General features: G+C 67.1%; 21 protein-coding genes. 9 read left to right on the top strand and 12 right to left on the bottom strand.

The features are described 5' to 3' along the window. From HLG70_RS17210 to HLG70_RS17200, 3 genes are all read left to right on the top strand, one after another. Positions 1-1,959 (top strand): MacB family efflux pump subunit, encoded by a 1,959-nt coding sequence (locus tag HLG70_RS17210; protein WP_171661773.1) that lies wholly within the window; start codon positions 1-3, stop codon positions 1,957-1,959. A 5-nt stretch (positions 1,960-1,964) separates the two neighbouring features. After that, positions 1,965-3,371, top strand: a complete 1,407-nt coding sequence (locus HLG70_RS17205; RefSeq protein WP_171661774.1) for an efflux transporter outer membrane subunit — start codon at positions 1,965-1,967, stop codon at positions 3,369-3,371. Positions 3,372-3,829: 458 nt separating this feature from the next. Continuing rightward, positions 3,830-4,669 carry a tRNA threonylcarbamoyladenosine dehydratase gene (locus HLG70_RS17200; protein WP_171661775.1) on the top strand — a complete coding sequence of 280 codons (840 nt, stop codon included), beginning with the start codon at positions 3,830-3,832 and terminating at the stop codon, positions 4,667-4,669. Between the two features lie 16 nt (positions 4,670-4,685). On the opposite strand, the gene HLG70_RS17195 is transcribed toward HLG70_RS17200, so the two are convergent. Genes HLG70_RS17195 through HLG70_RS17185 form a run of 3 tightly spaced genes read right to left on the bottom strand, consistent with a single transcriptional unit; the run spans position 4,686 to position 6,748 of the window. Beyond that, positions 4,686-4,997, bottom strand: coding sequence for a non-heme iron oxygenase ferredoxin subunit (locus HLG70_RS17195; protein WP_171661776.1), 312 nt, complete (start codon positions 4,995-4,997; stop codon positions 4,686-4,688). A 15-nt stretch (positions 4,998-5,012) separates the two neighbouring features. Beyond that, positions 5,013-5,486, bottom strand: a complete 474-nt coding sequence (locus tag HLG70_RS17190) for an aromatic-ring-hydroxylating dioxygenase subunit beta (RefSeq protein ID WP_171661777.1) — start codon at positions 5,484-5,486, stop codon at positions 5,013-5,015. 2 nt (positions 5,487-5,488) lie between these two features. Then, positions 5,489-6,748: an aromatic ring-hydroxylating dioxygenase subunit alpha gene (locus HLG70_RS17185; RefSeq protein WP_171661778.1), complete on the bottom strand. Its 1,260-nt coding sequence runs from the start codon at positions 6,746-6,748 to the stop codon at positions 5,489-5,491. Positions 6,749-6,959: 211 nt separating this feature from the next. Between HLG70_RS17185 and HLG70_RS17180 the strand changes: the two genes are divergently transcribed. Beyond that, on the top strand, positions 6,960-7,862 hold the full coding sequence (locus tag HLG70_RS17180; protein WP_171661779.1) for a LysR family transcriptional regulator: 903 nt from the start codon (positions 6,960-6,962) through the stop codon (positions 7,860-7,862). Between the two features lie 46 nt (positions 7,863-7,908). Here the strand turns inward: HLG70_RS17180 and HLG70_RS17175 are convergent, their stop codons facing one another. The 3 genes from HLG70_RS17175 to uvrA form a co-directional block, all read right to left on the bottom strand. Continuing rightward, on the bottom strand, positions 7,909-8,541 hold the full coding sequence (locus HLG70_RS17175) for an aminotransferase class IV family protein (RefSeq protein ID WP_171661780.1): 633 nt from the start codon (positions 8,539-8,541) through the stop codon (positions 7,909-7,911). Positions 8,542-8,609: 68 nt separating this feature from the next. Continuing rightward, positions 8,610-9,746, bottom strand: a complete 1,137-nt coding sequence (locus tag HLG70_RS17170) for an aminodeoxychorismate synthase component I (RefSeq protein ID WP_171661781.1) — start codon at positions 9,744-9,746, stop codon at positions 8,610-8,612. Positions 9,747-9,751: 5 nt separating this feature from the next. After that, positions 9,752-15,514, bottom strand: coding sequence for an excinuclease ABC subunit UvrA (uvrA, locus tag HLG70_RS17165; protein ID WP_171661782.1), 5,763 nt, complete (start codon positions 15,512-15,514; stop codon positions 9,752-9,754). A 240-nt stretch (positions 15,515-15,754) separates the two neighbouring features. On the opposite strand from uvrA, the gene HLG70_RS17160 reads away from it, so the two are divergent. The 4 genes from HLG70_RS17160 (at position 15,755) to HLG70_RS29650 (ending at position 18,497) form a co-directional block, all read left to right on the top strand. After that, complete coding sequence (locus tag HLG70_RS17160) at positions 15,755-16,540, top strand: IclR family transcriptional regulator (protein ID WP_234103115.1); 786 nt, start codon at positions 15,755-15,757, stop codon at positions 16,538-16,540. 22 nt (positions 16,541-16,562) lie between these two features. Beyond that, positions 16,563-17,213 (top strand): bifunctional 4-hydroxy-2-oxoglutarate aldolase/2-dehydro-3-deoxy-phosphogluconate aldolase, encoded by a 651-nt coding sequence (locus tag HLG70_RS17155; RefSeq protein ID WP_171661784.1) that lies wholly within the window; start codon positions 16,563-16,565, stop codon positions 17,211-17,213. Next, complete coding sequence (locus HLG70_RS17150) at positions 17,206-18,138, top strand: sugar kinase (protein ID WP_171661785.1); 933 nt, start codon at positions 17,206-17,208, stop codon at positions 18,136-18,138. The genes HLG70_RS17155 and HLG70_RS17150 overlap by 8 nt, the downstream gene beginning before the upstream one ends. A gap of 230 nt (positions 18,139-18,368) precedes the next feature. After that, the gene (locus tag HLG70_RS29650; RefSeq protein WP_006226408.1) at positions 18,369-18,497 is read left to right on the top strand and encodes a hypothetical protein; all 129 of its coding nucleotides are present in this window, start codon (positions 18,369-18,371) and stop codon (positions 18,495-18,497) included. A gap of 128 nt (positions 18,498-18,625) precedes the next feature. On the opposite strand, the gene HLG70_RS17145 is transcribed toward HLG70_RS29650, so the two are convergent. Beyond that, entirely contained in the window at positions 18,626-19,585 is a 960-nt protein-coding gene (locus tag HLG70_RS17145) for a LysR family transcriptional regulator (RefSeq protein ID WP_171661786.1), read from the bottom strand. A gap of 223 nt (positions 19,586-19,808) precedes the next feature. Between HLG70_RS17145 and HLG70_RS17140 the strand changes: the two genes are divergently transcribed. Next, positions 19,809-20,744, top strand: a complete 936-nt coding sequence (locus HLG70_RS17140; protein ID WP_171661787.1) for a glycosyltransferase family 2 protein — start codon at positions 19,809-19,811, stop codon at positions 20,742-20,744. A gap of 13 nt (positions 20,745-20,757) precedes the next feature. On the opposite strand, the gene HLG70_RS17135 is transcribed toward HLG70_RS17140, so the two are convergent. From HLG70_RS17135 to HLG70_RS17115, 5 genes are all read right to left on the bottom strand, one after another. Further along, on the bottom strand, positions 20,758-21,507 hold the full coding sequence (locus HLG70_RS17135; RefSeq protein ID WP_171661788.1) for an ABC transporter ATP-binding protein: 750 nt from the start codon (positions 21,505-21,507) through the stop codon (positions 20,758-20,760). After that, the gene (locus HLG70_RS17130) at positions 21,508-23,301 is read right to left on the bottom strand and encodes a branched-chain amino acid ABC transporter ATP-binding protein/permease (protein WP_171661789.1); all 1,794 of its coding nucleotides are present in this window, start codon (positions 23,299-23,301) and stop codon (positions 21,508-21,510) included. After that, positions 23,298-24,338 carry a branched-chain amino acid ABC transporter permease gene (locus tag HLG70_RS17125; protein ID WP_171661790.1) on the bottom strand — a complete coding sequence of 347 codons (1,041 nt, stop codon included), beginning with the start codon at positions 24,336-24,338 and terminating at the stop codon, positions 23,298-23,300. The genes HLG70_RS17130 and HLG70_RS17125 overlap by 4 nt, the downstream gene beginning before the upstream one ends. A gap of 95 nt (positions 24,339-24,433) precedes the next feature. Continuing rightward, entirely contained in the window at positions 24,434-25,585 is a 1,152-nt protein-coding gene (locus HLG70_RS17120; protein ID WP_171661791.1) for an ABC transporter substrate-binding protein, read from the bottom strand. Between the two features lie 175 nt (positions 25,586-25,760). Then, the gene (locus tag HLG70_RS17115; protein ID WP_171661792.1) at positions 25,761-26,489 is read right to left on the bottom strand and encodes an SDR family NAD(P)-dependent oxidoreductase; all 729 of its coding nucleotides are present in this window, start codon (positions 26,487-26,489) and stop codon (positions 25,761-25,763) included. Between the last annotated feature and the right edge of the window lie 34 nt (positions 26,490-26,523).

Raw genomic sequence — 26,523 nt, 5'->3', positions numbered from 1 at the left:
ATGAGCGGGCCGCTTATTTCCCTGGCCGGGGTGCGCCGCGAGTTTCCCGCGGGCGATCAGACCATCGCAGTCCTGAAGGACATCAACCTCACCATCGAGGCCGGCGAAATGGTGGCCATCGTGGGCGCGTCCGGATCGGGCAAATCCACGCTGATGAACATCCTGGGCTGCCTGGACCGTCCGACCCGCGGCGACTACAAGGTCAGCGGCCGCAGCACCGGCGCGCTGGATCCGGACGAACTGGCCGAGCTGCGCCGGGAACACTTCGGCTTCATCTTCCAGCGCTACCACCTGCTGTCGGACCTGAGCGCGCAGGGCAACGTGGAAGTGCCGGCCGTCTATGCCGGCAAGCGCCGCGAGGAGCGCCTGCAGCGCGCCGCGGAATTGCTGCGGCGGCTGGGGCTGGGCGACCGGTCCGAGCATCGGCCCGGCCAGCTTTCAGGCGGCCAGCAGCAGCGCGTGAGCATCGCGCGAGCGCTGATGAACGGCGGCGACATCATCCTGGCCGACGAACCCACCGGGGCGCTGGACACGCACACCGGCCAGGAGGTGCTGCGCATCCTGGAAGAGCTGAACGCAGCGGGCCACACCATCATCATCGTGACCCACGATATGAACGTGGCGCGCCATGCCCAGCGCATCATCGAGATCAGCGACGGCGAGATCGTCGCCGACAAGCGCAATCCGGACGCACCCCGCCGCGAGACCGCCAGGGACGAAGCACCGGCGCTGGCCCAGCGTCCGGCGTGGCAGGCCTACCTGGACCGTTGCGGCGAAGCCCTGCGCATGGCGCTGCTGGCAATGAACGCCCATCGGCTGCGCACGTCGCTGACCATGCTGGGCATCATCATCGGCATTGCGGCGGTGGTGTCGGTGGTGGCGCTAGGCGAAGGTTCGCGGCGCAAGATCCTGGAGGACATCAGCGAGATCGGCACCAATACCGTCGAGGTCTTTCCCGGCAAGGACTTTGGCGACGAGAAGGCAATCAATATCCGCACGCTGGTGGCGGCCGACGCCGATGCGCTGGCGCGCGAATCCTATGTGGACAGCGTCACGCCGGAAGTCGCCACCAGCAACACGCTGCGCTTTCGCAACGTGTCCGTGAACGGTTCGATCCAGGGCGTGGGCGAGCAGTACTTCCGGGTGCGCGCGATCAAGCTGGCGCAGGGTAAGTTCTTCGACGAAACCAGCGTGGCGCGCCGCGCGCAGGAGGTGGTGATCGACGAGAGCACGCGGCGCGCCCTGTTCGGGACGCACACCGAAGCCATCGGGCAGGTGGTGTTCCTGGGGGCCATGCCGGCCCGCGTGATCGGCGTGACCGAGAAGAAGGACACCGTCTTCGGCAACAACGATGCCCTGAACGTGTGGATCCCGTACACGACGGCGCTGTCGCGCGTGCTGGGCCAGCAGCACTTAAAGAGCATCACGGTGCGCGTCAACGACGCGACGCCGCCCGCCGCCGCCGAGCAGGCCATCGTGCGCGTGCTGACGCGCCGGCACGTGGTGAAGGATTTCTTCGTGTTCAACACCGATGCGATCCGCAAGACCATTGAGCGCACCACCGCCACGATGACCCTGCTGGTGTCGTTGATCGCGCTGATTTCCCTGATGGTGGGCGGCATCGGGGTCATGAACATCATGCTGGTGTCGGTCACCGAGCGCACCCGCGAGATCGGCGTGCGCATGGCGGTGGGCGCGCGCCGCAGCGACATCATGCAGCAGTTCCTGATCGAGGCGGTGCTGGTGTGCCTGATCGGCGGGGCGGTGGGCATCCTGCTGTCGCTGGCGCTGGGCGTGCTGGTGTCCAAGGCCACCGGCGGTTCGTTCCAGATGATCTATTCCACGGCATCGATGGTGGCGGCATTCACGTGCTCGACCCTGATCGGTGTGATTTTTGGCTATTTGCCGGCGCGCAACGCGGCGCGCCTGGATCCCGTCGAGGCGCTGGCCCGGGAATGAGGACGATGAAAGCAGTATCCCTGATCTGCAAACCCGCCACCCTGGTTCTTTTGCTGGCGCTGGGCGGCTGCGGCAGCCTGCTGCGCAGCGACTACGAGCCTCCGCTGACCAGCACGCCCGCGGCCTGGACCTACGCGCCTGCGGCGGGTGCGCAGGCTTCCCTGGCCGACGGCGGCGCCTGGTGGCGCAATTTCAACGATCCGGTGCTCGACGGTCTGGTGGACGCCGCGCTGGCGCGCAATAACGACCTGGCCGCGGCGGCGATCCGCGTGCGCCGCGCCCAATACCAGGCGGGCCTGTCCGAAGACAAGCTCATCCCGCAACTGGGCGGGGACGCCAACGTCACGCGGAACCGCAATCTGTACGGCGACCGGGCCATCACGCGCAATAACACCGCCGAGCTGACCGTGAGCTATGAGGTCGACCTGTGGGGCAAGCTGTCGCGCCAGCGCGATGCGGCGCAATGGGAGGCGCTGGCGACCGAGCAGGACCGCCAGAGCGCCGCGTTGTCCCTGGTGGGAACGACCGCCACGCTGTATTGGCAGACGGCCTTTATCAACCAGCGCATCGCCAGCAGCGAGGAGAGCATCGCCTACGCGCGCCGGACGCAGGATCTGGTGCGCGCGCAATACGCGGCGGGCGGGGCCTCCGCGCTGGAACTGGCCGAGGCCGAGCAGACCGTTGCCAGCCAGCAGGCCGCGCATGTGCTGCTGGTGCAGCAGCGCGTGGAGTTCACGAATGCGCTGACCATCCTGTTCGACGGTCCACCGGACCGCAGCATGGCCGACCCGGCGCGCCTGCCGTCCTATCCGCTGCCCGAAGCGCGCGCGGGCGTGCCGGCCGAACTGCTGGGCCGCCGGCCGGACCTGCGAGCCGCCGAACTCCGTCTGCGCGAGTCGCTGGCCACGGTTGACGCCACCCGGGCCAGCTTCTATCCGCCGCTGACGCTGACGGGCGCTTTGGGAAGTTCCAGTCCGACGCTGTCCAACATGCTGCAAAACCCGGTGGCCGCGCTGGGGGCGGGGTTGACGCTGCCGTTCCTGCAGTGGAACGAGATGCAGCTGAACATCAAGATCTCCAAGGCGGACTACGAGGAACGCGTCGTCAATTTCAGGCAGTCGCTGTATCAGGCGATGGCGGATGTGGAGAACGCGTTGTCGAACCGGACGCAGTTGACGCTGCGGGCCGAGCAGCTGGAGCTGTCCTTGCGGGCAGCGCGAGAGGCGGAGAGACTGTACGAGGTCCGGTACCGGGCGGGGGCGGTGTCGTTGAAGGACTGGCTGGATGCGCAGGAGAAGCGGAGGACGGCGGAGATTGCCAGGGATGAGAATATGTTGGATCGGCTGGTGAATCAGGTGACGGTTTATCGGGCGTTGGGGGGGGATGATGTTGTGGAAGGGGTTGGTTCTTGAGACGCCTGGCGAGTCGGGGGCCTGGGGCGCGCGGGGCTGCGATTGCGGTCCGGAGCCTTCGCTCCGGACTGCCCCTTCGTCATCTTCGTCAGCGCCTGCGGCGCTTCCTTCAGATTCCCTCGGGCTTATCGACGCCCCGCGCGCCCCAGGCCCCCGACGCGCCAGGCTCGGGTGGTTGAATCTTCGCGGGCGCTGGGGCGGGCGGGGTTCTTGAGGTCCTTGCAAACGATGTTGTGTGGTGGAGGGTCTTGCGGGGCCCGCCCCCGGCCGGCCGCGCGGGCGGCCTTTGGGGGCTTACGCGGTGTCTTGCGTCGGGCGGGTGACGCTTCGCGTGTGGGTGGTAGTGCGGTGTGTTGTGCTGCTGGGTCGGCCGCGCGCTGCCCCAGGGCGCTGCCATGCCATGCGTCTCGGGAAGCATGACCAGTCCCGTAAACACCGCCTGCCATAAAATACTCGCCATGAACTCCCCTGAACATCTTCCCGAATCCGCCGACATGGACCGCCGTTTCGGCGCGCTCTCCCGCCTGTATGGCCCGGAGGCTCCTTCTCGCCTGCGTAACGCCCATGTCGCGGTGGCCGGACTGGGCGGCGTCGGGTCCTGGACCGTCGAGGCGCTGGCGCGCTGCGGGGTGGGGGCGTTGACCCTGATCGACCTGGACCATATTGCCGAATCCAACGTCAACCGGCAGATCCACGCGCTGACGTCGACCCTGGGGCAGTCCAAGGTCGATGCGATGGCGCAGCGGGTGCTGGCGATCAATCCGGAATGCCGGCTGACGCGGGTGGATGATTTCGTTTCGCCGGAGAACGTCGCGCAAGTGCTTCCGGGGCCGTACACCGTCATCATTGATTGCACCGACCAGGCCGCGGCCAAGATTGCCATGATCCTGCATGCGCGCACGCTGGGCGTGCCCATGCTGTTGTGCGGTGGCGCGGGGGGCAAGACGGATCCCCTGGCCTTGCGCGCGGGCGACCTGTCCGCCGCGGTCAACGATGCGCTGCTGTCCAAGCTGCGCAACAAGCTGCGGCGCGAACATGGTTTTCCGCGGGCGTCCGACAAGAACGGCAAAGCGCTCAAGCGTGTGCCCAAGATGGGCATCCATGCCTTGTGGTTCGACCAGCCCGCCATACTGCCCGACGCCTGGACCCGTCCCACCGAGGGCGAGGACGACATGGGCGCGGCGGGCCAGAACCTGGCGCCCCAGGGCCTGTCCTGCGCCGGCTACGGGTCGGTCGTGACCGTGACGGCCGCCATGGGCATGGCGGCTGCCAACGAGGCGCTGCGTCTGGCGGTCTGACGTTCGCCCAGGCGGCTCACAGCGCCACGAACACCATGCCGTCCTCGATCCTGACGGGGTAGGTGGCGATGTTCTCCCGCAAGGGGGAACAGAGCGCGCGGCCGTCGCGCACGTCGAAGCGGCCCTGGTGCAGCGGGCATTCGATCTCATGGCCCGTCAGGAATCCGTCGCATAGCCTGGCGTTGCCGTGCGTACAGAGGATGTCGGTGGCATAGACCTCGCCTTCCACTCCGTACAGCGCGATTTCCCTGCCGCCCGCCTGCACGGCGATGACGTCCTCTTCCGGCACGCCGGCCCGCTCGATGGCCTTGATCCATTGCACACTCATTGTCTTGCCTCCTGCTCAGATGGGGTAGATCAGCGAATTCGGGATCAGCTCGCTGTCGAAGACGCATAACCGGGACTCGAACTTCAGGCCGTCCGGCGTCTGGCGTATGACGTCCAGGTAGCGGCCCACGTTGAACACGGTGGTCAGCTGGCTGGGCTTGGTGCGGAACACGGCGTAGCTGGCTTCGGATTCGATACGGTCGTCCCTTGCGGATAGCACGCGCGGCGCGCCCACCACGTGGCGCTGGTAGTAGGGGTCATGGAAGATCGTTTCGGTGGCGCCGTAGATGCGGTCCTTCAGCATGCCGCGGCTTTCGAATGCCATGGTCGCCAGCGGATAGCCGCGCTCGTGGTTTTCGCGCGGCAGCACCTTGTAGACGCAGTCTTCCACGAAGAAATCGGGCCATTTTTCCCATTCCCCGGCGTCCAGCGCGGCGGCATAGTCGGCGTACAGACAGGTCAGTTGGTAATAGCGCGGAAAGTCCAGCATCGTCAGGCCTCCATGACTTGGCGCCAGTACGCGTACATGCCGCGTATCAGCGTTTCCGTGACCATGTGATCGGTGTTCTCGGCGGTCTTGCCGCCCAGCTCCGCCACGCTGCGATGCCACGGCTTTTGTTCAAATCCCGCTTGCGAGAATTCGATGACCTCGCCGTCGTCGGCGGAGACAAAGCCCGCCGGACCGAACAGATTGGCCTGGCGCAGACGGCGCCGCGTCATCTCGGGGCTGTCGTCGGAAAAGCCGAAATGGGTCCAGACAAAGTCGAAGGCGTCGTGCCCCACTGGCTGGATATGGCGGGTGGACAACGAGTTCACCTGCTGCTGGATGATGACGCTGGGAAACAGCGTCATCAGCACCGCGGTGGGGCCGTTCCACCAGGGTTCCTGCACGATGTCCAGAAAGCGGTCGTCGTTCAGCGACATCTGCTCCTTGAAGCTGGACACGCCGCTGGTGACGGTGCTTTTGCCGCCCTGGCCGCGCGTCGAGATCATGGCGGCGTGGCGGAAGTGGCGGTCCATTTTCAGTTCGGACCGGTTGTCCGCCCGCCACAGCCCGAAGGTCACGAACCAGGTGTGCAGCAGGCCCGGATGATAGGGGTCCTTGATGTTCTCCTGCATCAGCTTCCAGTTGCCCGGGATGCGCTGCCGGCTGTAGCCGTGGATCACCAGTTCGCGGCCGTCGAAGACGCGGTCGAAGTAATGCAGGATGTCCGGCCCCAGATAGTCTTCCAGCGGCTCCACGCCGTGGTCGAACGACGCGAACACCACGCCGTTGCGGCAGGCCACCGCCAGCTTGGTCAGGCCGTGCTCCTCCGGCTTGAAGTCGGGCGGCATGCCGCCGTTGACCTTGCCGTCCTGCTTCACGCCGCGCCGGAAGGGCACGCCGATCAGGTTGCCCTGCAGGTCGTAGTTCCACTGGTGGTAAGGGCAGACGAATTCGCTGCGGTTGCCGGCGCGTTCGCGGCAGAACTGCACGCCGCGGTGGGCGCATACGTTTTCCACCACGCGCACCTGGCCGTCGTTGTCGCGCAGCAGGATGACGGAGCGTTCCCCGACCGCAGTGCGCTTGAAGTCGCCCGGCTTGGGGATCTCGGCCTCAAGGCCCACATAGCTCCAATGGGCCTGGTAGAAAAAGCGCTCCAGTTCGCGCTGGTGCAGCGCCGCATCGGTATAGACGCCGAAGGGGATGCGGTGGGAACCGTCGCCCTGCCAGGGCGGGACGATATGGATGGGATGTTCGGGGGCGTTCATGGACGGCCCCCCGGACAGGGCGTGGCGGTGCAATGCGTACAGGCGCGCATGGTTTGTCTCCTGTTTCCATCTGGCCGCGTGGCGGCCGGGCAGAGCCATGCGCGACATGGGCGCTGGCGTTTGTCGCATCATCGGGCAGGTAATGAAATAAATAAATAGAATCTGCTTGATGACATGAATCACCAAAATCAATATTGGTGGAGACAAGCGCATGAACCTGAAAGACGTGGACCTGAATCTGCTGGTCGTCTTCAATGAACTGCAAAAGCATCGGCGGGTGTCGGTGGCGGCGCAGAGCCTGGGCATCTCGCAGCCGGGCGTCAGCAATGCGCTGAGCCGGCTGCGCAAGCTGCTGGGCGATGAACTGTTCCTGCGCACCTCGCGGGGCATGGTGCCCACGCCCTACGCCGAAAGCCTGGCCCAGCCCATCGCCGACGCGCTGGGCGCGCTCCACGGCACCTTGAATGCGCGCGCGTCGTTCGACCCCGCGCGCAGTGAGCGCGCCTTCGTGATCGGCGTGAACGACGTGGGCGAGACCTACTTTCTGCCGCGGCTGATGCAGGCGTTGGATGCGGCCGCGCCCGGCGTCACCATCCGCACGGTGCGCACCACCTCGATCGATGTCAGGGACGAGATGGAACGCGGCCGGATGGATCTGGCCATGGGCTTTCTGCCCGGGCTGAAAAGCGGTTTTTTCCAGCGCCTGCTATTCCGCCAGCCCTATGTCTGCATCTTCCGCCAGGACCATCCGCTGGCGCGGTCGGGCGTGTCGGTCCGGCAGTTCCGCGCGGCCGAGCACGTGGCCATTGTGTCGGAAGGCACCGGCCACGGCGTGGTGGACGAGGTGATCGGGCAGGCAGGAATCCACCGCCGGCTGCGGCTGACGGTGCCGCACTTCATGGCGGTGGGGCCGGTGCTGCAGGCCACCGACATGATTGCGGTGGTGCCGAGGCGCTTCGCCGACTGCGCCTGCGAGCCCTTTGGCCTGGCCACCGCGCCCTGTCCGGTGAAGATCCCGGAATCGGTCATCAACGTGTTCTGGCATGCCCGCAACCACCGCGAACCCGCCAATCAGTGGCTGCGGCAGGTGGTGGTCGACGAGTTCGCGGACTAGGGCCTGCGCGCGAGGCTCTTCTTGGCGTCAACAGGCCCTGGCTGGTTCAGGCTTCGCGCAGGGTTACCGTGAACCAGCCGCGCAGCGCGTTGGACAGGCGGATCTCGTCGGCGGCGTGCAGGTCGGCCAGGGTCAGGACGCGTTCCCGGACCTTGCCGGCATCCAGCAATTCGGCCCGCTGCACGCCGGGCAGGCAGCCGCTGTCCACGGGAGGGGTGTACCAGGTGTTGTCCATGCGCAGGTAGACATTGCTGCGGCTGCCTTCGCAGAGTTCGCCGCGTTCGTTCAGGTAGAGCAGGTCGAAGATGTGGGGATGCGCGGGCAGCCATTCGATCGTCTTGGTGTACCAGGGGCGGTGCGTGGTCTTGTAGCGCAGCAGCGGTTCCGACGAACGCAGGGCCTCGGGCGCCAGCATGACTTCCTGGTGCGCGGGCAGCGGCGGCAGGACGGCGGTCTGGATATGGCGGCTGCCATCGCGCGCGACGAGCAGGCGCAGGCGGTGCGGGCCGGGGGTGGTCAGCGCCATGACGGCGACCAGGATGTCGCCTTCGACGTCGCGTCCGCCCCAGACATAGCCCAGCGCCTTGCACGAGGCTTCCAGGCGATGGAGATGGCGCGCCAGCAGCGGCACGTTGCCTGAGGCTTCCACCAGGATGGTCTCGATCAATTCGGGCTGCATGGGACTCTCCTGGTGTATGGCGGGCGGGGCCGCGCTCTATGCTACTACCGCTCGCCGGGTTTGCGCGCTCAGGCGCGCAGTATCCGGGCTTTCCAGTGGCATTCCTGCCATTCCTCGGCCGGGTCCGAGTCATACACGATACCGCCGCCGACGCTGTAGACGCCCTGGCCGGACCGGTCCAGCACCAGCGTGCGGATCGCGACGTTCAGCGAAAAATCGCCGTCCGGGGCAAGCCAGCCGACACTGCCGCAGTAGAGCCCGCGCGGGGCGGGCTCCATCTGGCGGATGCGGCGCATGGCGGCCACTTTCGGGGCGCCAGTGATAGATCCGCAGGGGAACAGGGCGCGCAGCACGTCTTCCAGCGAGGCTTCCGGCGCCATGGCCGACACGGTGGACGTCATGGTCCAGACCGTGGGGTAGCGCTCCAGCGAGAACAGGGCGTCCACCTTGACCGAGCCCGGCTCGGCCAGGCGGCCCAGGTCATTGCGCAGCAGATCCACGATCATCAGGTTTTCGGCACGGTTCTTTTCGCTGGCCAGCAGTTCGCGGCCCAGGCGTTCGTCCTCGGCCGGGTCGGGGTGGCGCGGCGCGGTGCCCTTCATGGGCCGGGTCGTCAGCCGGGGGCCGACACGCCGGACGAAGAGCTCGGGCGAAAACGACAGCACCGTGCGCCCGCCGTCCTGGATGAAGGCGCCGTGCGCGACCGGATTGCGCGCGGCGATACGCCGGTAGAGCGTGGCCGGATCGCCCTGGTACTGCAGGTCCAGCGGCTGCGTGAAATTGATCTGGTACAGCTCGCCGTCACGGATCAGGGCGCGTATGGCCTCGATCTGGCGCACGTAGTCGGCCTCGGTCATGCGCGGCGCGGGCAGGCTGATGGCCGCGGGCGGAGCGTCCGCGTCCGGCGCGCTCCACGGCGCTTCGTCCACCTTGCGCTCGAACACCAGCGCGGTCAGGCGGGCGCGGCCGTCCTCGCGCGGGGGCGGCCAGGCTCCGGCGGGCGGGGCCAGGGCGGCTTCCGGGAGCAGCCATTCGCCCAGTTCGTAGTCCAGCAACAGGGCCACCCAGCGGCCTTGCCGCCGCGCCGCCTCGATGGCGGCCAGCGCAGGGGCGACCTCGGCGGCGGCGCGCGCCTCGATCCGGGCGCAAAAGCCCTCCAGCCGCAACGCGCGGCCGGCCAGCCGGTCTTCAAAACGACAATCCATGCTTGCTACTGTTGTTGATGTGCCAGGAATTCCGTCAGGACCCGGCCGGTGTGGGAATGGTCGGCCAGCGTCATCACGTGTTCCGGAGAGCCTTCGCCCACCAGCTGGCCGCCGCCCGTGCCGCCTTCGGGGCCCAGGTCCAGCAGCCAGTCGGCTTCGGCGATGACGTCCAGGTTGTGTTCGATCACGACCACGGTGTTGCCGGCTTCCACCAGGCGGTGCAGCACGTGGATCAGCTTTTCGACGTCGGCCATCGACAGGCCCACGGTCGGTTCATCCAGCACGTACAGCGTGTGCGGGATGCGGGAGGCGCGGCCGGTCTTGATCAGGCCGTCGGTCAGGCGGGCCTTGGACAACTCGGTCACCAGCTTGATGCGCTGCGCCTCGCCGCCCGACAGGGTGGGGGAAGGCTGGCCCAGGGTCAGATAGCCCAGGCCCACGTCCTGCATCAGTTGCAGCGGGCGGTGGATCTTGGGGTGAGCGGCAAAGTAGCCGATTGCGTCGTCCACTTCCATGGACAGCAATTCGCCGGCGTTCTTGCCGCGCATCTGCACGCTGAGGGTGTCGTTGTTGAAGCGCGCGCCGTTGCAGGCATCGCACGGCACTTTCACGTCGGGCAGGAAGTTCATCTCGATGGTGCGCATGCCCTGGCCTTCGCAGATCGGGCAGCGGCCGTCGCCGGTATTGAACGAGAAGCGCGCCGCCGTCCAGCCGCGCATGCGGGCTTCGCGGGTGTCGGCGAACTGCTTGCGCACGTCGTCCCAGAAGCCCACGTAGGTGGCGGGGCAGGAACGCGGCGTCTTGCCGATGGGGGTCTGGTCCACTTCCAGCACGCGGTCGATGGCTTCCCAGCCCTTGATGCTTTCGCAGCCCGCCCAACCCGGCGCCTTGCCTTGCGAGACGGCCTGGGTCAGGTTGTCCAGCAGCACTTCGCGCGCCAGGGTGGACTTGCCGGAGCCGGACACGCCGGTGACGACGCTCAGCCTGCCTACCGGGAACTTGGCGTCCACGCTGCGCAGATTGTGCAGGCGCGCGCCGCGGATCTCGATCATGGGCGTGTCGGCCTCGACCGGGCGGCGGCCTTGCAGCGGATGCGCAAGCGGCGTCTTCAGGTAGCGGCCGGTGACGGATTCGGGCGAGTCCATCAGGTCCTGGACGGTGCCTTGCGCCACGACGCGGCCGCCGCGGATGCCGGCGCCCGGTCCGATGTCGATGACGTGCGAGGCCCGGCGGATGGTGTCGTCGTCGTGTTCCACCACCACCAGCGTGTTGCCGTTCTTCTCCAGGCGCGCCAGCGCGTCCAGCAGGATGCGGTTGTCGCGCGGGTGCAGGCCGATGGTGGGTTCGTCCAGCACATAGCAGACGCCCTGCAGATTGGAACCCAGCTGCGCGGCCAGCCGGATGCGCTGCGCCTCGCCGCCCGACAGGGTCGGCGCGGCGCGGTCCAGCGCCAGGTAGTTCAGGCCCACTTCCTGCATGAAGTTCAGGCGGCCGCGGATTTCCGTGAGGATGTCGCGGGCGATCTCGCCTTCGCGGCCGCGCGCCACCAGTCCGGTAAAGAAGGTGTGCGCGTCGGAGACGGGCAGCGACGCCAGCTCGGCAATCGACTTGTCGCGCCAGCGCACCGCGCGGGCAACGCGGTTCAGCCGCTGGCCGTCGCATTGCTTGCAGGGCTTGGCCTCGCCTTCGTACCAGGCGTTCCAGGCGGTTTCCTCGCCGGTCTGCTCTTCGTCGAAGCCCTGCAGCTGCAGGCCGGTGCCGAAGCAACCCGTGCACCAGCCATGCTTGGAGTTGTACGAGAACAGGCGCGGATCGGGTTCGGGGAAGCTCGTGCCGCAAGAAGGGCAGGCGCGCTTGACCGAGAAATGCTGTTGCTGCAATTCACTGTTCAGCGCTTCGTGCAGCTTGTTCACGGGCCAGACCACCGACATCACGCCCTGGCCGTTTTCCAGCGCGCTCTTGACGGCCGCGCGCAGGTCGGCCTCGTTGGCCGGGTCCACCACCACGTCCGCCACCGGCAGTTCGATGGTGTGTTCCTTGTAGCGGTCCAGGCGCGGCCAGGGGGCCACGGGGATGAACTCGCCGTCCACGCGCAGATGCGTATGGCCCTTGGAGCCGGCCCACTTGGCCAGGTCCGTGTAGTAGCCCTTGCGCGCGGTGACCAGCGGGGACAAGAGGCCGATGTGCTCGCCCTTGTGGTCGCGCAGCAGGCGCGCCACGATCTGGTCCGTGTTCTGGGGTTCAACCGCCACGTTGCAGTCGGGGCAGTATTGCGTGCCCAGCTTCACGTAGAGCAGGCGCAGGAAATGGTGGATTTCCGTCATCGTGGCCACGGTGGACTTGCGGCCGCCGCGGCTGGTGCGCTGTTCGATCGCCACGGTGGGCGGGATGCCGAAGATGGCGTCCACGTCCGGCTTGCCGGCCGGCTGCACGATGGCGCGCGCATATGCGTTCAACGATTCCAGGTAGCGGCGCTGGCCTTCGTTGAAGAGGATGTCAAAGGCCAGCGTGGACTTGCCCGATCCCGACACGCCCGTGATGACGGTGAACTTGTCGTGGGGGATCTCCACGCTGATGTTCTTCAGGTTGTGCTCGCGCGCGTTGCGGATCTCGATCGCCATGTTGCCGTGGCGGCGTTCGCGGACGATGGACTGCAGCGGCGTGCCCAGGCCCGCGCCATAGGCGGCGCCGGGCTCGGCGATGCGCGCGGTCAGGCCGGCCTGCTCGACTTCCTGCGCGTCGGCGTCGTGGGTCACCACCACGTCGGCGGGCAGGATGCTGACTTCGTAGTCGCGCAGGGCGGCGCCCGTGTGCGACTTGGGATTGTCCATGAGGTCCTGCGGCGTGCCCACGCCGATCACCAGGCCGCCGGCGTCGCCGCCTTCAGGGCCCAGGTCGATCAGCCAGTCCGCCGCGCGGATCACGTCCAGGTTGTGTTCGATGACCAGCAGCGTGTGGCCCGCGGCCAGCAACTTGCGGAAGGCCCGCATCAGCCGCGCGACGTCGTCGAAGTGCAGGCCGGTAGTGGGTTCGTCGAACAGGAACAGGCTGCCTTTCTTGGCGACCTTGGCGGTGGAAATACCGCTGCGCGCGGCTTCCGCCAGGTGGCCGGCAAGCTTGAGCCGCTGGGCCTCGCCGCCCGACAGCGTCGGCACGGGCTGGCCCAGCCGCACGTACTCCAGGCCGACGTCGGCCAGCGGCGCGAGTCCGGTCTGCACATCGCGCAGGCCCTTGAAGAAGTCCAGCGCTTCGCTGACCGTCATGGCCAGCACTTCATCGATGGAGGCGCTCTTGCCCAGGTGTTCGACGCGCACTTCGAGCACTTCGGGGCGGAAGCGCTTGCCGTCGCAATCCGGGCAGCGCAGGTACACGTCGGACAGGAACTGCATTTCCACGTGCTCGAAGCCCGTGCCGCCGCAGGTCGGGCAGCGCCCGTCGCCGCCGTTGAAGCTGAACGTGCCCGCCGTGTAGGCGCGCTCGCGCGCCAGCGGCGCCTGCGCGAACAGCTTGCGGATGGCGTCGAACGCGCCCACGTAGCTGGCCGGATTGGAGCGGGCGGTCTTGCCGATGGGCGTCTGGTCGACCATGACCACGTCGGCGATCTGTTCGGCGCCCAGCAGGCGGTCGAAGGCGCCGGGCGTTTCCGAGGGCTTGCCCTTCTGCTTGAGCAGGGCGGGGAACAGCACGTCCTGGACCAGGGTGGACTTGCCCGAGCCGGACACGCCGGTCACGCAGACCAGGCGGCCCAGCGGCAGCTCGATCGAGACATTCTTCAGGTTGTGCGCGTTGACGCCTTCCAGCAGCAGGCGCGGCGTGTTGGCCGCCACCGGCATCGGCCGCGGCGCTTCCACGCGCATGCGCCCGCCCAGGTAGTCGCCCGTCAGCGTCGGGGCCGCGCGCAGCTGCGCGGGCGTGCCGTCGAAGACGATGCGGCCGCCGCGTTCGCCGGGGCCGGGGCCGATGTCGATGATGCGATCCGCGGCCACCATGACTTGCGGATCGTGCTCCACGACCACCAGCGTGTTGCCGGCGTTGCGCAGGCGATGCATCACTTCCACCACGCGATGCATGTCGCGCGGGTGCAGGCCGATGGACGGCTCGTCCAGCACGAACAGCGTGTTCACCAGCGAGGTGCCCAGCGCGGTGGTCAGGTTGATCCGCTGCACTTCGCCGCCGGACAGGGTGCGGCTCTGGCGGTCCAGGGTCAGGTAGCCCAGGCCCACGTCGCACAGGAACTTGAGCCGCGCCCGGACCTCGGTCATGAGCAGGTCGGTGGCGGCGTCCAGCGCGCCGGAGAACGACAGCGCGTCGAAGAAGCGCCGCACCCGTTCGATGGGCAGCAGCATCACGTCATGGATGGACAGGCCGTCCAGACCGTTGAGCTGTTCGCGGCTCCAGCTGGCGCTGGCCGGCATGAAACGCTTGTAGCGGCCGTCTTCCGGCGGCAGCACGGTGTCGGCCTCTTCCTTGGTGCCCAGGCGCCAGAGCAGCGCGTCGGGTTTCAGGCGCGCGCCGTTGCAGGTGGGGCAGGGCGTGTAGCTGCGGTACTTGGACAGCAGCACGCGCACGTGCATCTTGTAGGCCTTGGTTTCCAGCCAGTCGAAGAAGCGCTGCACTCCGTACCACTGGTGCTTCCAGGCGTCATTGCCGCCCTTCCAGTCGGGCGTGCCATAGAGCACCCAGCGCTTGTGCTCTTCGCTCATGTCCTTCCAGGGCACGCCCAGCGGCACGCCCGCGCGCGGCGCGTACTTTTGCAGCTCGTCCTGGCATTCCTTGTAGGACGGCGTGGTCCACGGCTTGATGGCGCCTTCCAGCAGGGTCTTTTTCTCGTCCGGGATGACCAGGCCGAAATCGATGCCGATCACGCGGCCGAAACCGCGGCAGGCCTCGCAGGCGCCCAACGGCGAATTGAACGAGAAGCTGCTGGGCAGCGGGTCGGTGTATTCGATGTCGCAATCGGCGCAATGCAGGCGGTCGCTGTACTTCCAGATGTGCGCGTTGCCGCCTTCGGCGTCCATGACATAGACGGCGATGTGGCCGGCGCCCATGCGCAGCGCGGTGTCCAGCGCCTCCATGACGCGTTCGCGCTCGGTGCCGGCGAAGCGGAAGCGGTCCTGGATCACGTGCAGGATGCGGCGCGCTTCGGTGGCGGCCTTCGCGGCCTTGCCCTTCTTGGCGCCCTTGGCCGGCACGGCGGCGCGGGGCGCGGCGTTTTCCTCGGCGTGCACGCGGGTGTAGCCCTGCTGCTCAAGAAAACCGCGCACTTCCTCTTCGGTGAAGTTCGCCGGCACGGCGATGGGGAACGTCACGACCAGTCGCGGATCGCCCGCCACCGCGGCGCGTTCGGCCAGCGAGTGGTAGACGGAGTCGGGCGTATCGCGGCGCACCACCTTGCCGCAGCCGCGGCAATACAGGCGCGCGCCGCGCGCGAACAGCAGTTTCAGGTGGTCGTTGAGCTCGGTCATCGTGCCGACCGTGCTGCGCGAGCTGCGCACCGGGTTGGTCTGGTCGATGGCGATGGCCGGCAGGATGCCTTCGATGCGGTCCACCTGCGGCTTGTCCATGCGGTCCAGGAACTGGCGCGCATAGGGCGAGAAGGTTTCCACATAGCGCCGCTGCCCCTCGGCGTACAGGGTGTCGAAGGCCAGCGAACTTTTGCCGGACCCGGATACCCCGGTGACGACGACCAGTTCGCCGGTGGCGATGGTCAGGTCCAGGTTCTTGAGATTGTTCTGGCGGGCGCCAACGATGCGGATTTGGGAGCTCATGGACGGTATCGTAGCCTGAGGGAGGGAGCATGCCGGCGCGGCGACCCATCGCTGGTTCCAAGCGCGTCGATATGGAATAATTGACTATATTGTGAGGCAGTAGTCCATAATATGGACAAATCCTGCTTCATTAGCTGTACAAATAAACAGTATCGCAGATTCGACTGAAAATCGCGCTGTTTGCGTTGTGCATCTGCTTATCCATTGCTAATGGCCAATCGCCATTATTTGGGGACGTTCTTGTCGGAAACCAAGGTCGCGGGCGCCGCGGCGTTCGCGAAATTCATGACGGTGCTGCAGGCGGTGGCCGATGCCCCGCATCCGCCCACGGCGGCAACGCTGGCGCGCACCTGCGGCTATCCCCGTCCCACCGTCTACCGGATCATCGCCGCCCTGGCCGAACAGGGCATGGTCGGCGAGACCGGCGGCGTCTACCGCCTGGGCACGCGCCTGATGTCCCTGGCCAGCCGGGCCTGGTCGCAGTTCGACCTGCGGGCCGCATTGGCGCCCGAGCTGCAGGCTTTGCGCGACGCGACCGGCGAAACCGTGCACCTGGCGGTCCCCGCCGGGCACGAGATGATCTACATCGACAAGCTGGAAAGCCCCGGCCCGGTGCGCATGGTGTCGCGCGTGGGGTCGTCCGTGGCGCTGCACTCAAGCGCGGTCGGCAAGGCCTACCTGGCGGCGCTGGACGAGGCCGCGCGGGAGCGGCTGCTGCGTGATCTGCCTCTGGCCGCGCGCATGCCGTCCACGGTGACCAGCCTGCCCGCGCTGCGCGCGGCGCTGGGCGAGGCAGCCGCGCGCGGATACGCCATGGACAACGAGGAAAATGAACCCGGCATCGTCTGCTACGGCGTGGCGCTGCGCGACGCGGCCGGCCGGCCCGTCGCCGGCGTCAGCGTCAGCACGCTGCTGTTCCGGCGGCGCGACGACCCGCAAGCCGCCTATATCGAACCCTTGCTGCGGCTGCGCGACGCCGCCGCGGCCAAACTCGCCGTCCTGCCGGTATCGTCCGGCGGCGCGTGACAGTCAGCTCCAGAGGAACTCCATGACCGCATCCGCTGCTCCCATCGCCTCCAAGCTTGCCGCCCTGCTGGCCGCCCGGGTCGTCCCCGTGTTGCGCTACACGGACGCGGCCACCGCGGCCTACGCCGCCGAAGTCGCCGTCGCCGCCGGCTGCACGACGCTGGAACTCACCTGGACCATTCCGGGCGTGACCGACCTGGTGCGCGCGCTGCGCGACAAGCACGGCGCCGGCCTGCTGCTGGGCGTGGGCACCGTGCTCGACGAAACCCAGGCGCGCGAAGCGCTGGTGGCGGGCGCGGACTTCCTGGTGTCGCCGGCGCTGGCCACCGACATCGTCGACATGGCGCACGCCGCCGACGCCCTGTGCCTCCTGGGCGCTTTCACCCCCACCGAAGTGCTGGCGGCCCGCCGCGCGGGCGTGGATGTGGTGAAGGTGTTCCCCGCGGACACTGGCGGCCCCAAGCACCTGGCCGCGTTGAAGTCCGTCTACCCCGATACGATCTTCTGCCCCACGGGCGGCATCACCCAGGACAATATGGGTGCGTACTTTGCCGCCGGCGCCGGCCTGGTGGGCATAGGCAGCAACCTGTACGACAAGGCCGCCTTCGCCGCGCGCGACACCGCCGCGCTGGTGGCGCAGATCACCCGCACCCGCGAGGCCGCCCATGGCTGACTTCGATATCGTCGCGCTGGGCGAACCGCTGGTTGAACTGAACCAGACCCACAAGGACCAGCTGCAATACCTGCAGGGGTTTGGCGGCGACACGTCCAACGCGGTCATCGCCGCGGCGCGCCAGGGCGCGCGCTGCGCCTACCTGACCCGGGTGGGCAACGATGCCTTCGGCAAGCAGTTCCTGGATCTGTGGAACGCCGAAGGCGTGGATACGTCCGGCGTGCAGGTGGACGACGACGCTCATACCGGCCTGTACTTCGTGCAGCACGGCCCGGACGGCCACGCCTTCAGCTATCTGCGCCGCGGCTCCGCGGCCAGCCTGATGACGCCGGCCAGCCTGCAGGGCGGCGTGATCGAACGCGCCCGCTTCCTGCATGTGTCGGGCATCAGCATGGCCATCAGCACCAGCGCCTGCGACACGGTCTTTGCCGCCATCGAGCGCGCGCATGCGGCCGGCGCGCAGGTCAGCCTGGATTCGAACCTGCGGCTGCGCCTGTGGCCGGTCGACCGTGCCCGCGCCGTCCTGCGCGAAGCGATGCGCGCGGCCGATCTGTTCCTGCCCAGCATGGACGACATGCAGCACCTCACCGGCAACGACGATCCCGAGCGCACGCTGGACTGGATCCGGGACGGCGGCGCGGCCGGCGTGGTGGTGCTGAAGCTGGGCAAGGACGGATCCATCATCGACGATGGCCGCGACCGCACGCCGGTGGCCGCCTTGCGCGTGGATGCCGTGGACGCCACTGGCGCGGGCGACTGCTTTGCAGGCAGCCTGCTGGCCCGCCGCTGCCAGGGCGATTCCTGGGAAGATGCGGTGCGCTACGCCAATGCGGCGGCGGCGCTGTCCACCTTGGGCTACGGCGCGGTCAATCCGCTGCCGCGGGCCGAACAGGTCTGGGAGCGCCTGAAGGATACGGGCGCCTGACCCTGCGGATCGCCCCGGGGCGCGGCGTGGCTGCGGGCCGGGGGCGACACCGGTTTGACCTGTCCCGTATTTTTTCGCGGGCACCTCGGGCAGGCACTGCCGCCTCGCAAATTCCGGCCGTTGGCGCGGCTCGTGGATTTCAGGCTAAAATGCCAAGTTACCCGAATTTTCCGCCAGCCCTATTTCCGGTTGTGCGGGCCACTTTCCGCAAATTCAACAGGAGAATCAACATGGCTGAACGCAAACGCGTGCGTCGTAACACCCTGGAACGCCGTTGCCTGGGCAAGGCCTTCAAGCGCTTGTTCGTCAAGTCGCCCAAGGGTGTATTCAAGATGCTGGAAAAGATCAAGCGCGTCTAATCGACGCGTCTGGCCGGCGAGTCTGACTGGGTCCAACCCGATCCAAGCAGAGCAGCCCGGCCCGATCTGAAAAAAACCCGCTGGCTTGCGCCTTGCGGGTTTTTTTGCGTCGGCTTTCTGGCGTTGGCCTACGTGAGCGCCGGGCCGAGCTTGGGGCGGATGAAATCCATGAAGGCCCGCGTCTTGGCCGGCTGGATGCTCGACGGATACACCACATAGATCGAAATCGGGTCTACCGACCAGCCCGGCAGTACGCGCCTGAGCGAATTGCGCTTGATGATAGGGTCCAGGGCCTGGCAATGCGGCATGCGCGTGATGGCCAGGTCAAGGCCGGCCAGCGTGCCCGCGATGCTCATGTTGTTGGCGGCCAGATGCCCCCGGACGGGAATGCGTTCCGAGACCGTGCCCTGGTACAGCGTCCAGTGCGAATGGGCCTCGTCGATGGTTGTGCGCAGGCACTGGTGCTGGGTGAGATCGCCGGGTGTCCGGGGCTCGCCGTAGCGTTCCAGATAGCGATCGGACGCATACAGGTAGCTGTCCAGCGAGACCAGCTCCTGCACCACCGCGCCATCAATGGAAGGGATGGGGGAGCCGTTGCCGTTGTCCGAGGTGGCCGAGGGATAGTCGGCTTCGCGGCCGAAGCGCAACACCACGTCGAATGGCGTGCCTTGCGCATCGGACGCGGTCATCATGCTCAGGTCGAACTCGCACTCCACTTCCGGGTAGCGCTCGGTGAAGTCGTTGATGGTTTCGGGCAGCAGCCAGATCGCCAGGCTGTACGGCATGGAGACCCGCAGATTGCCGGAAGGGCCGCCCGACAGCGACAGCAGCTGTTCGTGCGCCAGCCGGGCCTCGTCGATCAGGCCCTGGCAGCGGCGCATATAGGCCGCGCCCGCTTCCGTCAGGTCGAGCCGGCGGGTGTTGCGGTTGATCAGCCGCAGCCCGATGGCGCGCTCCAGTTCGTTGATCCGGCGCGAGAGCGTCGACGTCGGCATGTCCAGCGCGCGAGCCGCCTGGCTGAAGCTCTTGCGCTTGGCAACCTCCACGAACAAGGCAATGTCATTGAGCTGGACGGGCGAGGCTTCCATAGGCGTTCCGAATTTGGCCGCCCGAGTTTACGCCACTACGGCGCGCCGCCCAATGCTCGCATGCATGGGATAGCGCTTGAACAGCGCACCGATTGTCAGATTTGATTGCAAATTCAAATTCCATGGCATCGGTTCATGCAGGCATATCCCCTACACTGCAGGCGAAAACATAAGAACCAAGACCGCAGCGGTTCCTCGGAGATCGCAAAGGGGCATAGTAGGCATGACCGATACACCGATTTTCTTTACTGTTCTCACGCCCACCTACAACCGGGCAGGCACGCTGCACCGGGTATATGAATCGCTATCCCGGCAGACATTCAGGGATTTCGAATGGGTGGTGGTGGACGATGGCTCCACCGACAATACCCACGAATCCATCCTGGGCTGGCAGGCGCGCGCCGATTTTCCCATCCGCTACGTCTGGCAGAACAACCAGCACAAGAAGACGGCGTTCAACCGCGGGGTGCGGGAGGCGCGCGGCCAGATGATCGTGGCCCTGGACAGCGACGACGAGATGCCGCCGGACGCGCTGGCCACGTTCAAGAATGCCTGGGACTCCATTCCGCCCGCGCGGCGCGACGCCTATGTCGCCGTGACCGGACTGTGCGCGCGGCCCGACGGCACCATCGTGGGCGACCGCTATCCGCAGGACGTGTTCGACAGCACGGCGGTGGACGTCTATTTCCGCTATCGCATCAAGGGCGAGAAATTCGGCTGTATGCGCACCGATGTCCTGCGGAAATATCCGTTTCCCGAGGACGTCGCGGGCTTCGTGCCGGAGAGCCTGGTCTGGTGGGCGGTGGCCCGCGCCGGCTACCTCAGCCGCTTCATCAACCGGGTCGTGCGCACGTATCACGATACGCCGGGCGGCTTGAGCCAGGGCGCGGTGTCTGTCGCCAACAATGCCCAGGGCCTGTATCTCCTGGCCTGGGACATGCTGCAGCATCACCTGGAATTCTTCCGCTACCGGCCCCGCGAGTTCATCATGGCGGCCGCGCGCTACACGCGCTTTCGCCTGCACCTGAAGCACTCCGGCGTGCCGACGGCCGTGCAGGCCTACAGGCTGACCAACCCCGTGGCGACTTTCATCGTGGCCGCGATGTGGCCGCTGGGCTACGCCCTGTACCGCCGCGACAGGCGGCGCGGCGTGGCCTAGGGCCACGCGCCCACTAGCCCGCGGCGGGCGCCGCCGCCGCGTGCCCCAGTCCCAGATACACCTCGACCACGCGCGGGTCCTGCGCCACCTGGGCGGCCGGGCCCTCAAGCGTGACGGCGCCGGTTTCCAGCACGTAGGCGTAGTCGGCCACCTGCAGCGCCGCGCGCGCGTTCTGTTCGATCAGCAGGATGGAAACGCCCATTTCCCGCAGGCGCGCGACGATGCGGAACACCTCGCGCACGATGCGCGGCGCCAGGCCCAGGCTGGGTTCGTCCAGCATCAGCAGGCGAGGCTTGGCCATCAGCGCGCGGCCCACCGCCAGCATCTGGCGTTCGCCGCCGGACAGCGTGCCGGCCAACTGGGCGCGGCGTTCCTTCAGCCGCGGGAACAGTTCATAGACTTCGGCCAGCGTCTGGTCCTGATCGCGCAGGCCGCGCCGAAAGCGGTGGAAGGCGCCCAGCATCAGGTTGTCCTCCACCGTCATTTCGGCGAACAGCTCGCGCTTCTCGGGCACAAGGTTCATGCCCGCCGCCACCATTTCCTCGATCTCGGCATGTTCCTGCGCGCGGCCGCCAAAGACAATCTCGCCACGCGAAGGCAGCACGCCCATGATGGCCGACAGCAGGGTCGTCTTGCCGGCGCCGTTGGGTCCGATCACGGTGACGATCTGGCCTTCGCCCACCGCCACGCTGATCCCCGAGATGGCTTCGACCTTGTCGTAGGCCACGCGCAGGTCGCGCACTTCCAGCAGTTTTGCGCTCATCTATTCCACTCCGCCCAGATAGGCTTCAAGCACCGCGGGGTTTTGCTGAATCTCGGCCGGCAGGCCTTCCGCGATCTTCTCGCCGAAATCCATGACCACCACGCGGTCCACCAGGCCCATCACAAAGTCCATGTCGTGTTCGACCAGCAGGATGGCCATGCCTTCGGCGCGCAGCTTTTTCAGCAGTTCGGCCAGTTCGCATTTTTCCTGGTAGCGCAGCCCGGCCGCCGGTTCGTCCAGCAGCAGGATGCAGGGATCGGACGCCAGCGCGCGCGCGATTTCCAGAATGCGCTGCTGGCCCAACGCGAGCGACCCCGCTTCGTCGTGCAGATGCTTGCCCAGGCCCACGCGTTCGACCTGGCGCGCGGCCTCGGCCAGCAGGCGCGCTTCTTCCGGACGATCCAGCCGCCAGGCGGCCGGCAGCACGCCGCGGTGCCCGCGCAGGTGCGCGCCGATGGCCACGTTTTCCAGCACGCTCATGCGGCCCAGCAGGCGCACGTGCTGGAAGGTGCGCGACAGGCCCAGCCGGGCAATCTTGCGCGCGCCGACGCCGGCCACCGGCTGGCCCAGCAGCGTCACCTGGCCCGAGGTGGGCGTGTCCACGCCGGATATCTGGTTGAACATCGTGCTCTTGCCGGCGCCGTTGGGACCGATCAGCGCCAGGATTTCACCAGCGTGGATTTCCAGGTTCATGGCGTTGTTGGCGACCAGGCCGCCGAACTTGCGGGTCACGTCCACGGCCTTCAGCACCACCTCGCCACGCGGCGGCATGGGCTTTCTGGGCAGCGGTTCGGCCGACATGTCCAGCTTGCGCGCCTGCTTCCTGACCGGAATCCATCGCGTCAGCACCGGCCACAGGCCGCTGCGGGCGCGGTGCAGCAGCAGCACCATGCCGAACCCGAAGACGATGACTTCAAAGTTGCCGGTCTGGCCCAGCACCTTGGGCAGGAGGTCCTGCAGCCATTGCTTGAGCACCGTGAAGACGCCCGCGCCGACCAGCGCGCCCCAAACCTGCCCGGCGCCGCCGATGACGGTCATGAAGAGGTACTCGATGCCCATCTGCAGGCCGAAGGGGTTGGGATTCACAAATCGCTGCATGTGCGCGTACAGCCAGCCGGACGCGCAGGCCTGCAAGGCCGCGATCACGAAGATCACCATGCGCGAACGGGCCGTGTCCACGCCCATCGATTCCGCCATCACGCGGCCGCCCTTGAGCGCGCGGATCGCGCGGCCTTCGCGCGAGTCCAGCAGGTTCTGCGTGGACCAGACCGCGATCAGCAGGAACGCCCAGATCAGGTAGTAGATATTGCCGCCCTGGTTGAGCGACCAGCCGAACAGATTGATGGCGGGGATGTCCGGTATGCCGGTGTGGCCGCCCAGGCCCTCGACGGAGCCGAAGACGAAGTACAGCGACAGGCCCCAGGCGATGGTGCCCAGCGGCAGGAAGTGGCCGGACAGCTTCAGCGTGATCGCGCCCAGCAGATAGGCAAGCGCCAGCGTCAGCGCCAGGCCGGCCAGCAGGGTCAGCCAGGGCGATGCCCCCAGCCAGGCCAGCCAGGAAGGCAGGACATCGGCGCGGGTGGTGAGCAGCGCCGTGGTGTAGGCGCCCACGCCCACGAAAGCGGCCTGCCCGAAGCTGGTGAGGCCGCCGACTCCGGTCAGCAGCACCAGGCCCAGCGCCACCAGGGCGTACAGGCCGATATAGTTCAGCAGCGTCACGTAGAACGGCGGCAGGACCAGGGGCCCGAGCGCCAGCAGGGCCAGGAACGCGAGGAGGATGTGGCGCGGGGTCATTCGTCTTCTTCCTCGACGTGATGGCTTTTCAGTGAACGCCAGAGCAGCACGGGGATGATCAGCGTGAACACGATGATTTCTTTGTAGGCGCTGGCCCAGAACGAGGAGAAGGCCTCGATCAGGCCCACCAGGATGGCGCCGGCCGCGGCCAGCGGATAGCTCACCAGGCCGCCGATGATGGCGCCCACGAAGCCCTTCAGGCTGACCATGAAGCCGGAATCGAAATACATGGTGGTAATGGGCGCGACGAGAATGCCCGACACCGTGCCGATGAGCGCGGCCAGGAAGAACGTGGCCTTGCCCGCGAAGATGGGGGATATGCCCATCAGGCGCGCGCCCAGCCGGTTGAAGGCGGCGGCGCGCAAGGCCTTGCCGTACATGGAGCGCTCGAAGAACTGATAGAGCACGATGATGAGCAGCGCCGACACCGCCACCACCCACAGCGCCTGGCTGTTGATGTTGATGGGCCCCAGCGCCAGGCTGGCGTCGCTGAACGGCGCGGTGCGCGCGCCTTCCGCGCCGAAGGCCAGCAGACCCAGGCCGACCAGCGCCAGGTGGACCGCGATGGATACGATCAAGAGCACCAGCGTCGAGGCCGACGCGATGGGCTGGTAGAACAGACGGTACAGCTGCGGCCCCATCGGCACGACCAGCAGCAGCGTCAGCAGCGCCTGCGCGGCCATGGGCAATTGCGCCAGCGGCAAGCGGTAGAACAGCCCCGCCAGCGCCAGCGGATAGACCACCTTGGCAGCCAGTCGCCACAGGCCGGGGTTGCGGCCCGGCCGCTTGCGGCGCGCCAGCAGGTCGGCGGCGACTTCGGCCAGCGCGAAGGCGAGCAGCAGCCAAACCAGCAGCACGGGCTTGCCGGCCTGGATGGCCGCCATGGTCAGCGCGCCGAAGGCGACGAATTCGCCCTGCGGAATGAACAGCACGCGGGTGACGGTAAAGACCAGCAGGATGGACAACGCCAGGAGCGCGTAGATGGCGCCATTGGTGATGCCGTCCTGCCCGAGAATCAAGGCAATCTGAGCATTCATGCGAATTTCCGACAAGAACGGGACTAGCAGGGACGGCCAGCGTGGCGGTCCCGCGCGGCGCGGGGGTCAGGGCCGCCCGCGCCGCGCCAGAGGCATTACTTGACCAGGGTCCAGTTGCCGTCCTTCACGGTGATGAGCTCGCGGCCGCGGTCGTCAAAACCGCTGTGGTCGGCGGCGCTCATGTTGTAGACGCCCTGCGTGCCCACCAGCTCCTTGGTCTGTTCCAGCGCATCGCGCAAGGCGCTGCGGAACTCCTTGGTGCCGGGCTTGCCAGCCTTTTCCGCCAGCGGCACGGCTTTCTCCAGCAGCAGCCCGGCGTCGTAGACGTTGGCGCCGAACGTGGCGGGCTTGGAACCGTTGAGCTTTTCATAGGCGGCGATGTAGTCGGTCGCGACCTTCTTGGACGGGTTGCTGTCCGGCATTTCGGGCAGCACCAGCATCAGGCTGGCGGCCAGCACCGTGCCTTCGACCTTCTTGCCGCCCAGCTTCAGGAAGTCGGGAAGCGCGGCGCCATGGGTCTGGTAGAACTTGCCCTTGTAGCCCTGATCGAAAAGCGTCGTCTGCGGCAGCACGCTGGCGGCGCCGGGGGCGGCCACCAGCACGGCGTCCGGCTTGGCGGCCAGGATCTTCAAGGCCTGGCCGGTGACGGAGCTGTCGAAGCGCAGGTAGCGTTCGTTGGCGGCGATCTTGATGCCCTTTTCCGCAGCCAGGCCGGAGAAGACCTTGTACCAGTTCTCGCCATAGGGATCGTTCAGGCCGATGAAGCCGACCGTCTTGATGCCGGTCCTGGCCATGTGGTCCACCAGCGCGCGCGCGATGATGTCGTCGTTCTGGGTGGTCTTGAACACCCATTTCTTCTGGTCGTTCATCGGCAGCACGACCGCGGCGGTCCCCACCGGCGCCAGCATGGGCACGCCGGCTTCGGCCGCGAACTGGATCACGCCCATGGCATTGGGCGAGCCCGACGGGCCGATCAGCGCGTCCACGTTCTGTTCCGAGATCAGCTTCTTGAAGGCCGTGACCGAGTTGGTGGAGTCGCTGGCGTCATCCAGCGAGATGTATTCCACGGTCAGGTCGCCGATCTTCTTGGGCAGGAGGGGCACCGAGTTCTTTTGCGGAATCCCGACCAGCGCGGTGGGGCCGGTGGACGAGGTGACGACGCCGACCTTGACTTGCGCCAGGGCGGGCAGGGCGAACAGGGCGGCGACAGCGGCGGCAGCGGCCAGGGGGAGTTTCTTCGACAGCATGGCAAAACCTCCGGATAGGGAGCAGAGTGGGAGTGCGGCTGGAAAACGGAGAAAACACGAACAGCGGGAATTACTTTTTGCTTAAAACTTCCAACAGGCAAGGATCAGCACTGTAGACGCGGTCCCCGTGCTTACCTATCCGTCAAAACCCGAATCGGACTGTTGGAATACGCGATCAGATGGTGATGGAACTGACGCTGGCGCCGCCGCAGACAAACAATGTCTGCCCGGTGACGAAGCTGTTGGCCGGATCCGCGAAGAACATGACGGCGCGCGCCACATCGTCCGAACGGCCGAGGCGCTTGACCGGGATGCCGTTGGCCAGCTGCCGCTCGCGTTCGCTGCCGGGTTCGATCACTTCGTAGAACATGTCCGTCTGGATCGGGCCGGGCGCCACCACGTTGACCGTGATGCCGTAAGGCGCCAGCTCCAGCGACCAGGTGCGCGCCATGCCGACCATGCCGGCCTTGGTCGCCGAGTACGCGGTGCGGGTGGGCAGGCCCAGCGCGCCGCGCGAGGACATCATGACGATGCGGCCGAACTTGCGTTCCTGCATGCCGGGCAGGGCGGCCTGCACCAGGCTGATGGCCGCGCCCAGATGGATCTGGGTCAGGCCGTGCAGCTCTTCCTGCGTGACCTGCGGCAGCAGGTTGGGCCAGATCACGCCCGCGTTGTGGATAACGTGGCTGACCGGAAATTTCGCGGCGACCTCGGCGCCGGCCTGCGCGGTGGCGTCGGCATCCAGCAGGTCGACCTGGATGTTGTGCAGGCGCGGGTGGGCGAAGTCGGCCGCGCGCCGCGCCATCGAGATCACTTCATAGCCTGCGTCCAGCATGCTGCGGCAGATCTCCGCGCCGATTCCGGCGCTGCCGCCGGTGACGATGGCAACATTGTTCTGTGTCATGGTTTCCCCTGTTTTCTTGGTATCGGCCGCGCCG

Source organism: Achromobacter deleyi (assembly GCF_013116765.2).
In the GTDB taxonomy this organism is placed as follows: domain Bacteria; phylum Pseudomonadota; class Gammaproteobacteria; order Burkholderiales; family Burkholderiaceae_B; genus Achromobacter; species Achromobacter deleyi_A.
This window is presented reverse-complemented; position numbering and strand designations above follow the sequence as displayed.

What these genes read in the sequence shown, in the direction of transcription:
- HLG70_RS17210 (WP_171661773.1), top strand. Translation starts at nt 1, where the DNA reads ATGAGCGGGCCGCTTATTTCCCTGGCCGGGGTGCGCCGCGAGTTTCCC.
- HLG70_RS17205 (WP_171661774.1), top strand. Translation starts at nt 1,965, where the DNA reads ATGAAAGCAGTATCCCTGATCTGCAAACCCGCCACCCTGGTTCTTTTG.
- HLG70_RS17200 (WP_171661775.1), top strand. Translation starts at nt 3,830, where the DNA reads ATGAACTCCCCTGAACATCTTCCCGAATCCGCCGACATGGACCGCCGT.
- HLG70_RS17195 (WP_171661776.1), bottom strand. Translation starts at nt 4,997, where the DNA reads ATGAGTGTGCAATGGATCAAGGCCATCGAGCGGGCCGGCGTGCCGGAA.
- HLG70_RS17190 (WP_171661777.1), bottom strand. Translation starts at nt 5,486, where the DNA reads ATGCTGGACTTTCCGCGCTATTACCAACTGACCTGTCTGTACGCCGAC.
- HLG70_RS17185 (WP_171661778.1), bottom strand. Translation starts at nt 6,748, where the DNA reads ATGAACGCCCCCGAACATCCCATCCATATCGTCCCGCCCTGGCAGGGC.
- HLG70_RS17180 (WP_171661779.1), top strand. Translation starts at nt 6,960, where the DNA reads ATGAACCTGAAAGACGTGGACCTGAATCTGCTGGTCGTCTTCAATGAA.
- HLG70_RS17175 (WP_171661780.1), bottom strand. Translation starts at nt 8,541, where the DNA reads ATGCAGCCCGAATTGATCGAGACCATCCTGGTGGAAGCCTCAGGCAAC.
- HLG70_RS17170 (WP_171661781.1), bottom strand. Translation starts at nt 9,746, where the DNA reads ATGGATTGTCGTTTTGAAGACCGGCTGGCCGGCCGCGCGTTGCGGCTG.
- uvrA (WP_171661782.1), bottom strand. Translation starts at nt 15,514, where the DNA reads ATGAGCTCCCAAATCCGCATCGTTGGCGCCCGCCAGAACAATCTCAAG.
- HLG70_RS17155 (WP_171661784.1), top strand. Translation starts at nt 16,563, where the DNA reads ATGACCGCATCCGCTGCTCCCATCGCCTCCAAGCTTGCCGCCCTGCTG.
- HLG70_RS17150 (WP_171661785.1), top strand. Translation starts at nt 17,206, where the DNA reads ATGGCTGACTTCGATATCGTCGCGCTGGGCGAACCGCTGGTTGAACTG.
- HLG70_RS29650 (WP_006226408.1), top strand. Translation starts at nt 18,369, where the DNA reads ATGGCTGAACGCAAACGCGTGCGTCGTAACACCCTGGAACGCCGTTGC.
- HLG70_RS17145 (WP_171661786.1), bottom strand. Translation starts at nt 19,585, where the DNA reads ATGGAAGCCTCGCCCGTCCAGCTCAATGACATTGCCTTGTTCGTGGAG.
- HLG70_RS17140 (WP_171661787.1), top strand. Translation starts at nt 19,809, where the DNA reads ATGACCGATACACCGATTTTCTTTACTGTTCTCACGCCCACCTACAAC.
- HLG70_RS17135 (WP_171661788.1), bottom strand. Translation starts at nt 21,507, where the DNA reads ATGAGCGCAAAACTGCTGGAAGTGCGCGACCTGCGCGTGGCCTACGAC.
- HLG70_RS17130 (WP_171661789.1), bottom strand. Translation starts at nt 23,301, where the DNA reads ATGACCCCGCGCCACATCCTCCTCGCGTTCCTGGCCCTGCTGGCGCTC.
- HLG70_RS17125 (WP_171661790.1), bottom strand. Translation starts at nt 24,338, where the DNA reads ATGAATGCTCAGATTGCCTTGATTCTCGGGCAGGACGGCATCACCAAT.
- HLG70_RS17120 (WP_171661791.1), bottom strand. Translation starts at nt 25,585, where the DNA reads ATGCTGTCGAAGAAACTCCCCCTGGCCGCTGCCGCCGCTGTCGCCGCC.
- HLG70_RS17115 (WP_171661792.1), bottom strand. Translation starts at nt 26,489, where the DNA reads ATGACACAGAACAATGTTGCCATCGTCACCGGCGGCAGCGCCGGAATC.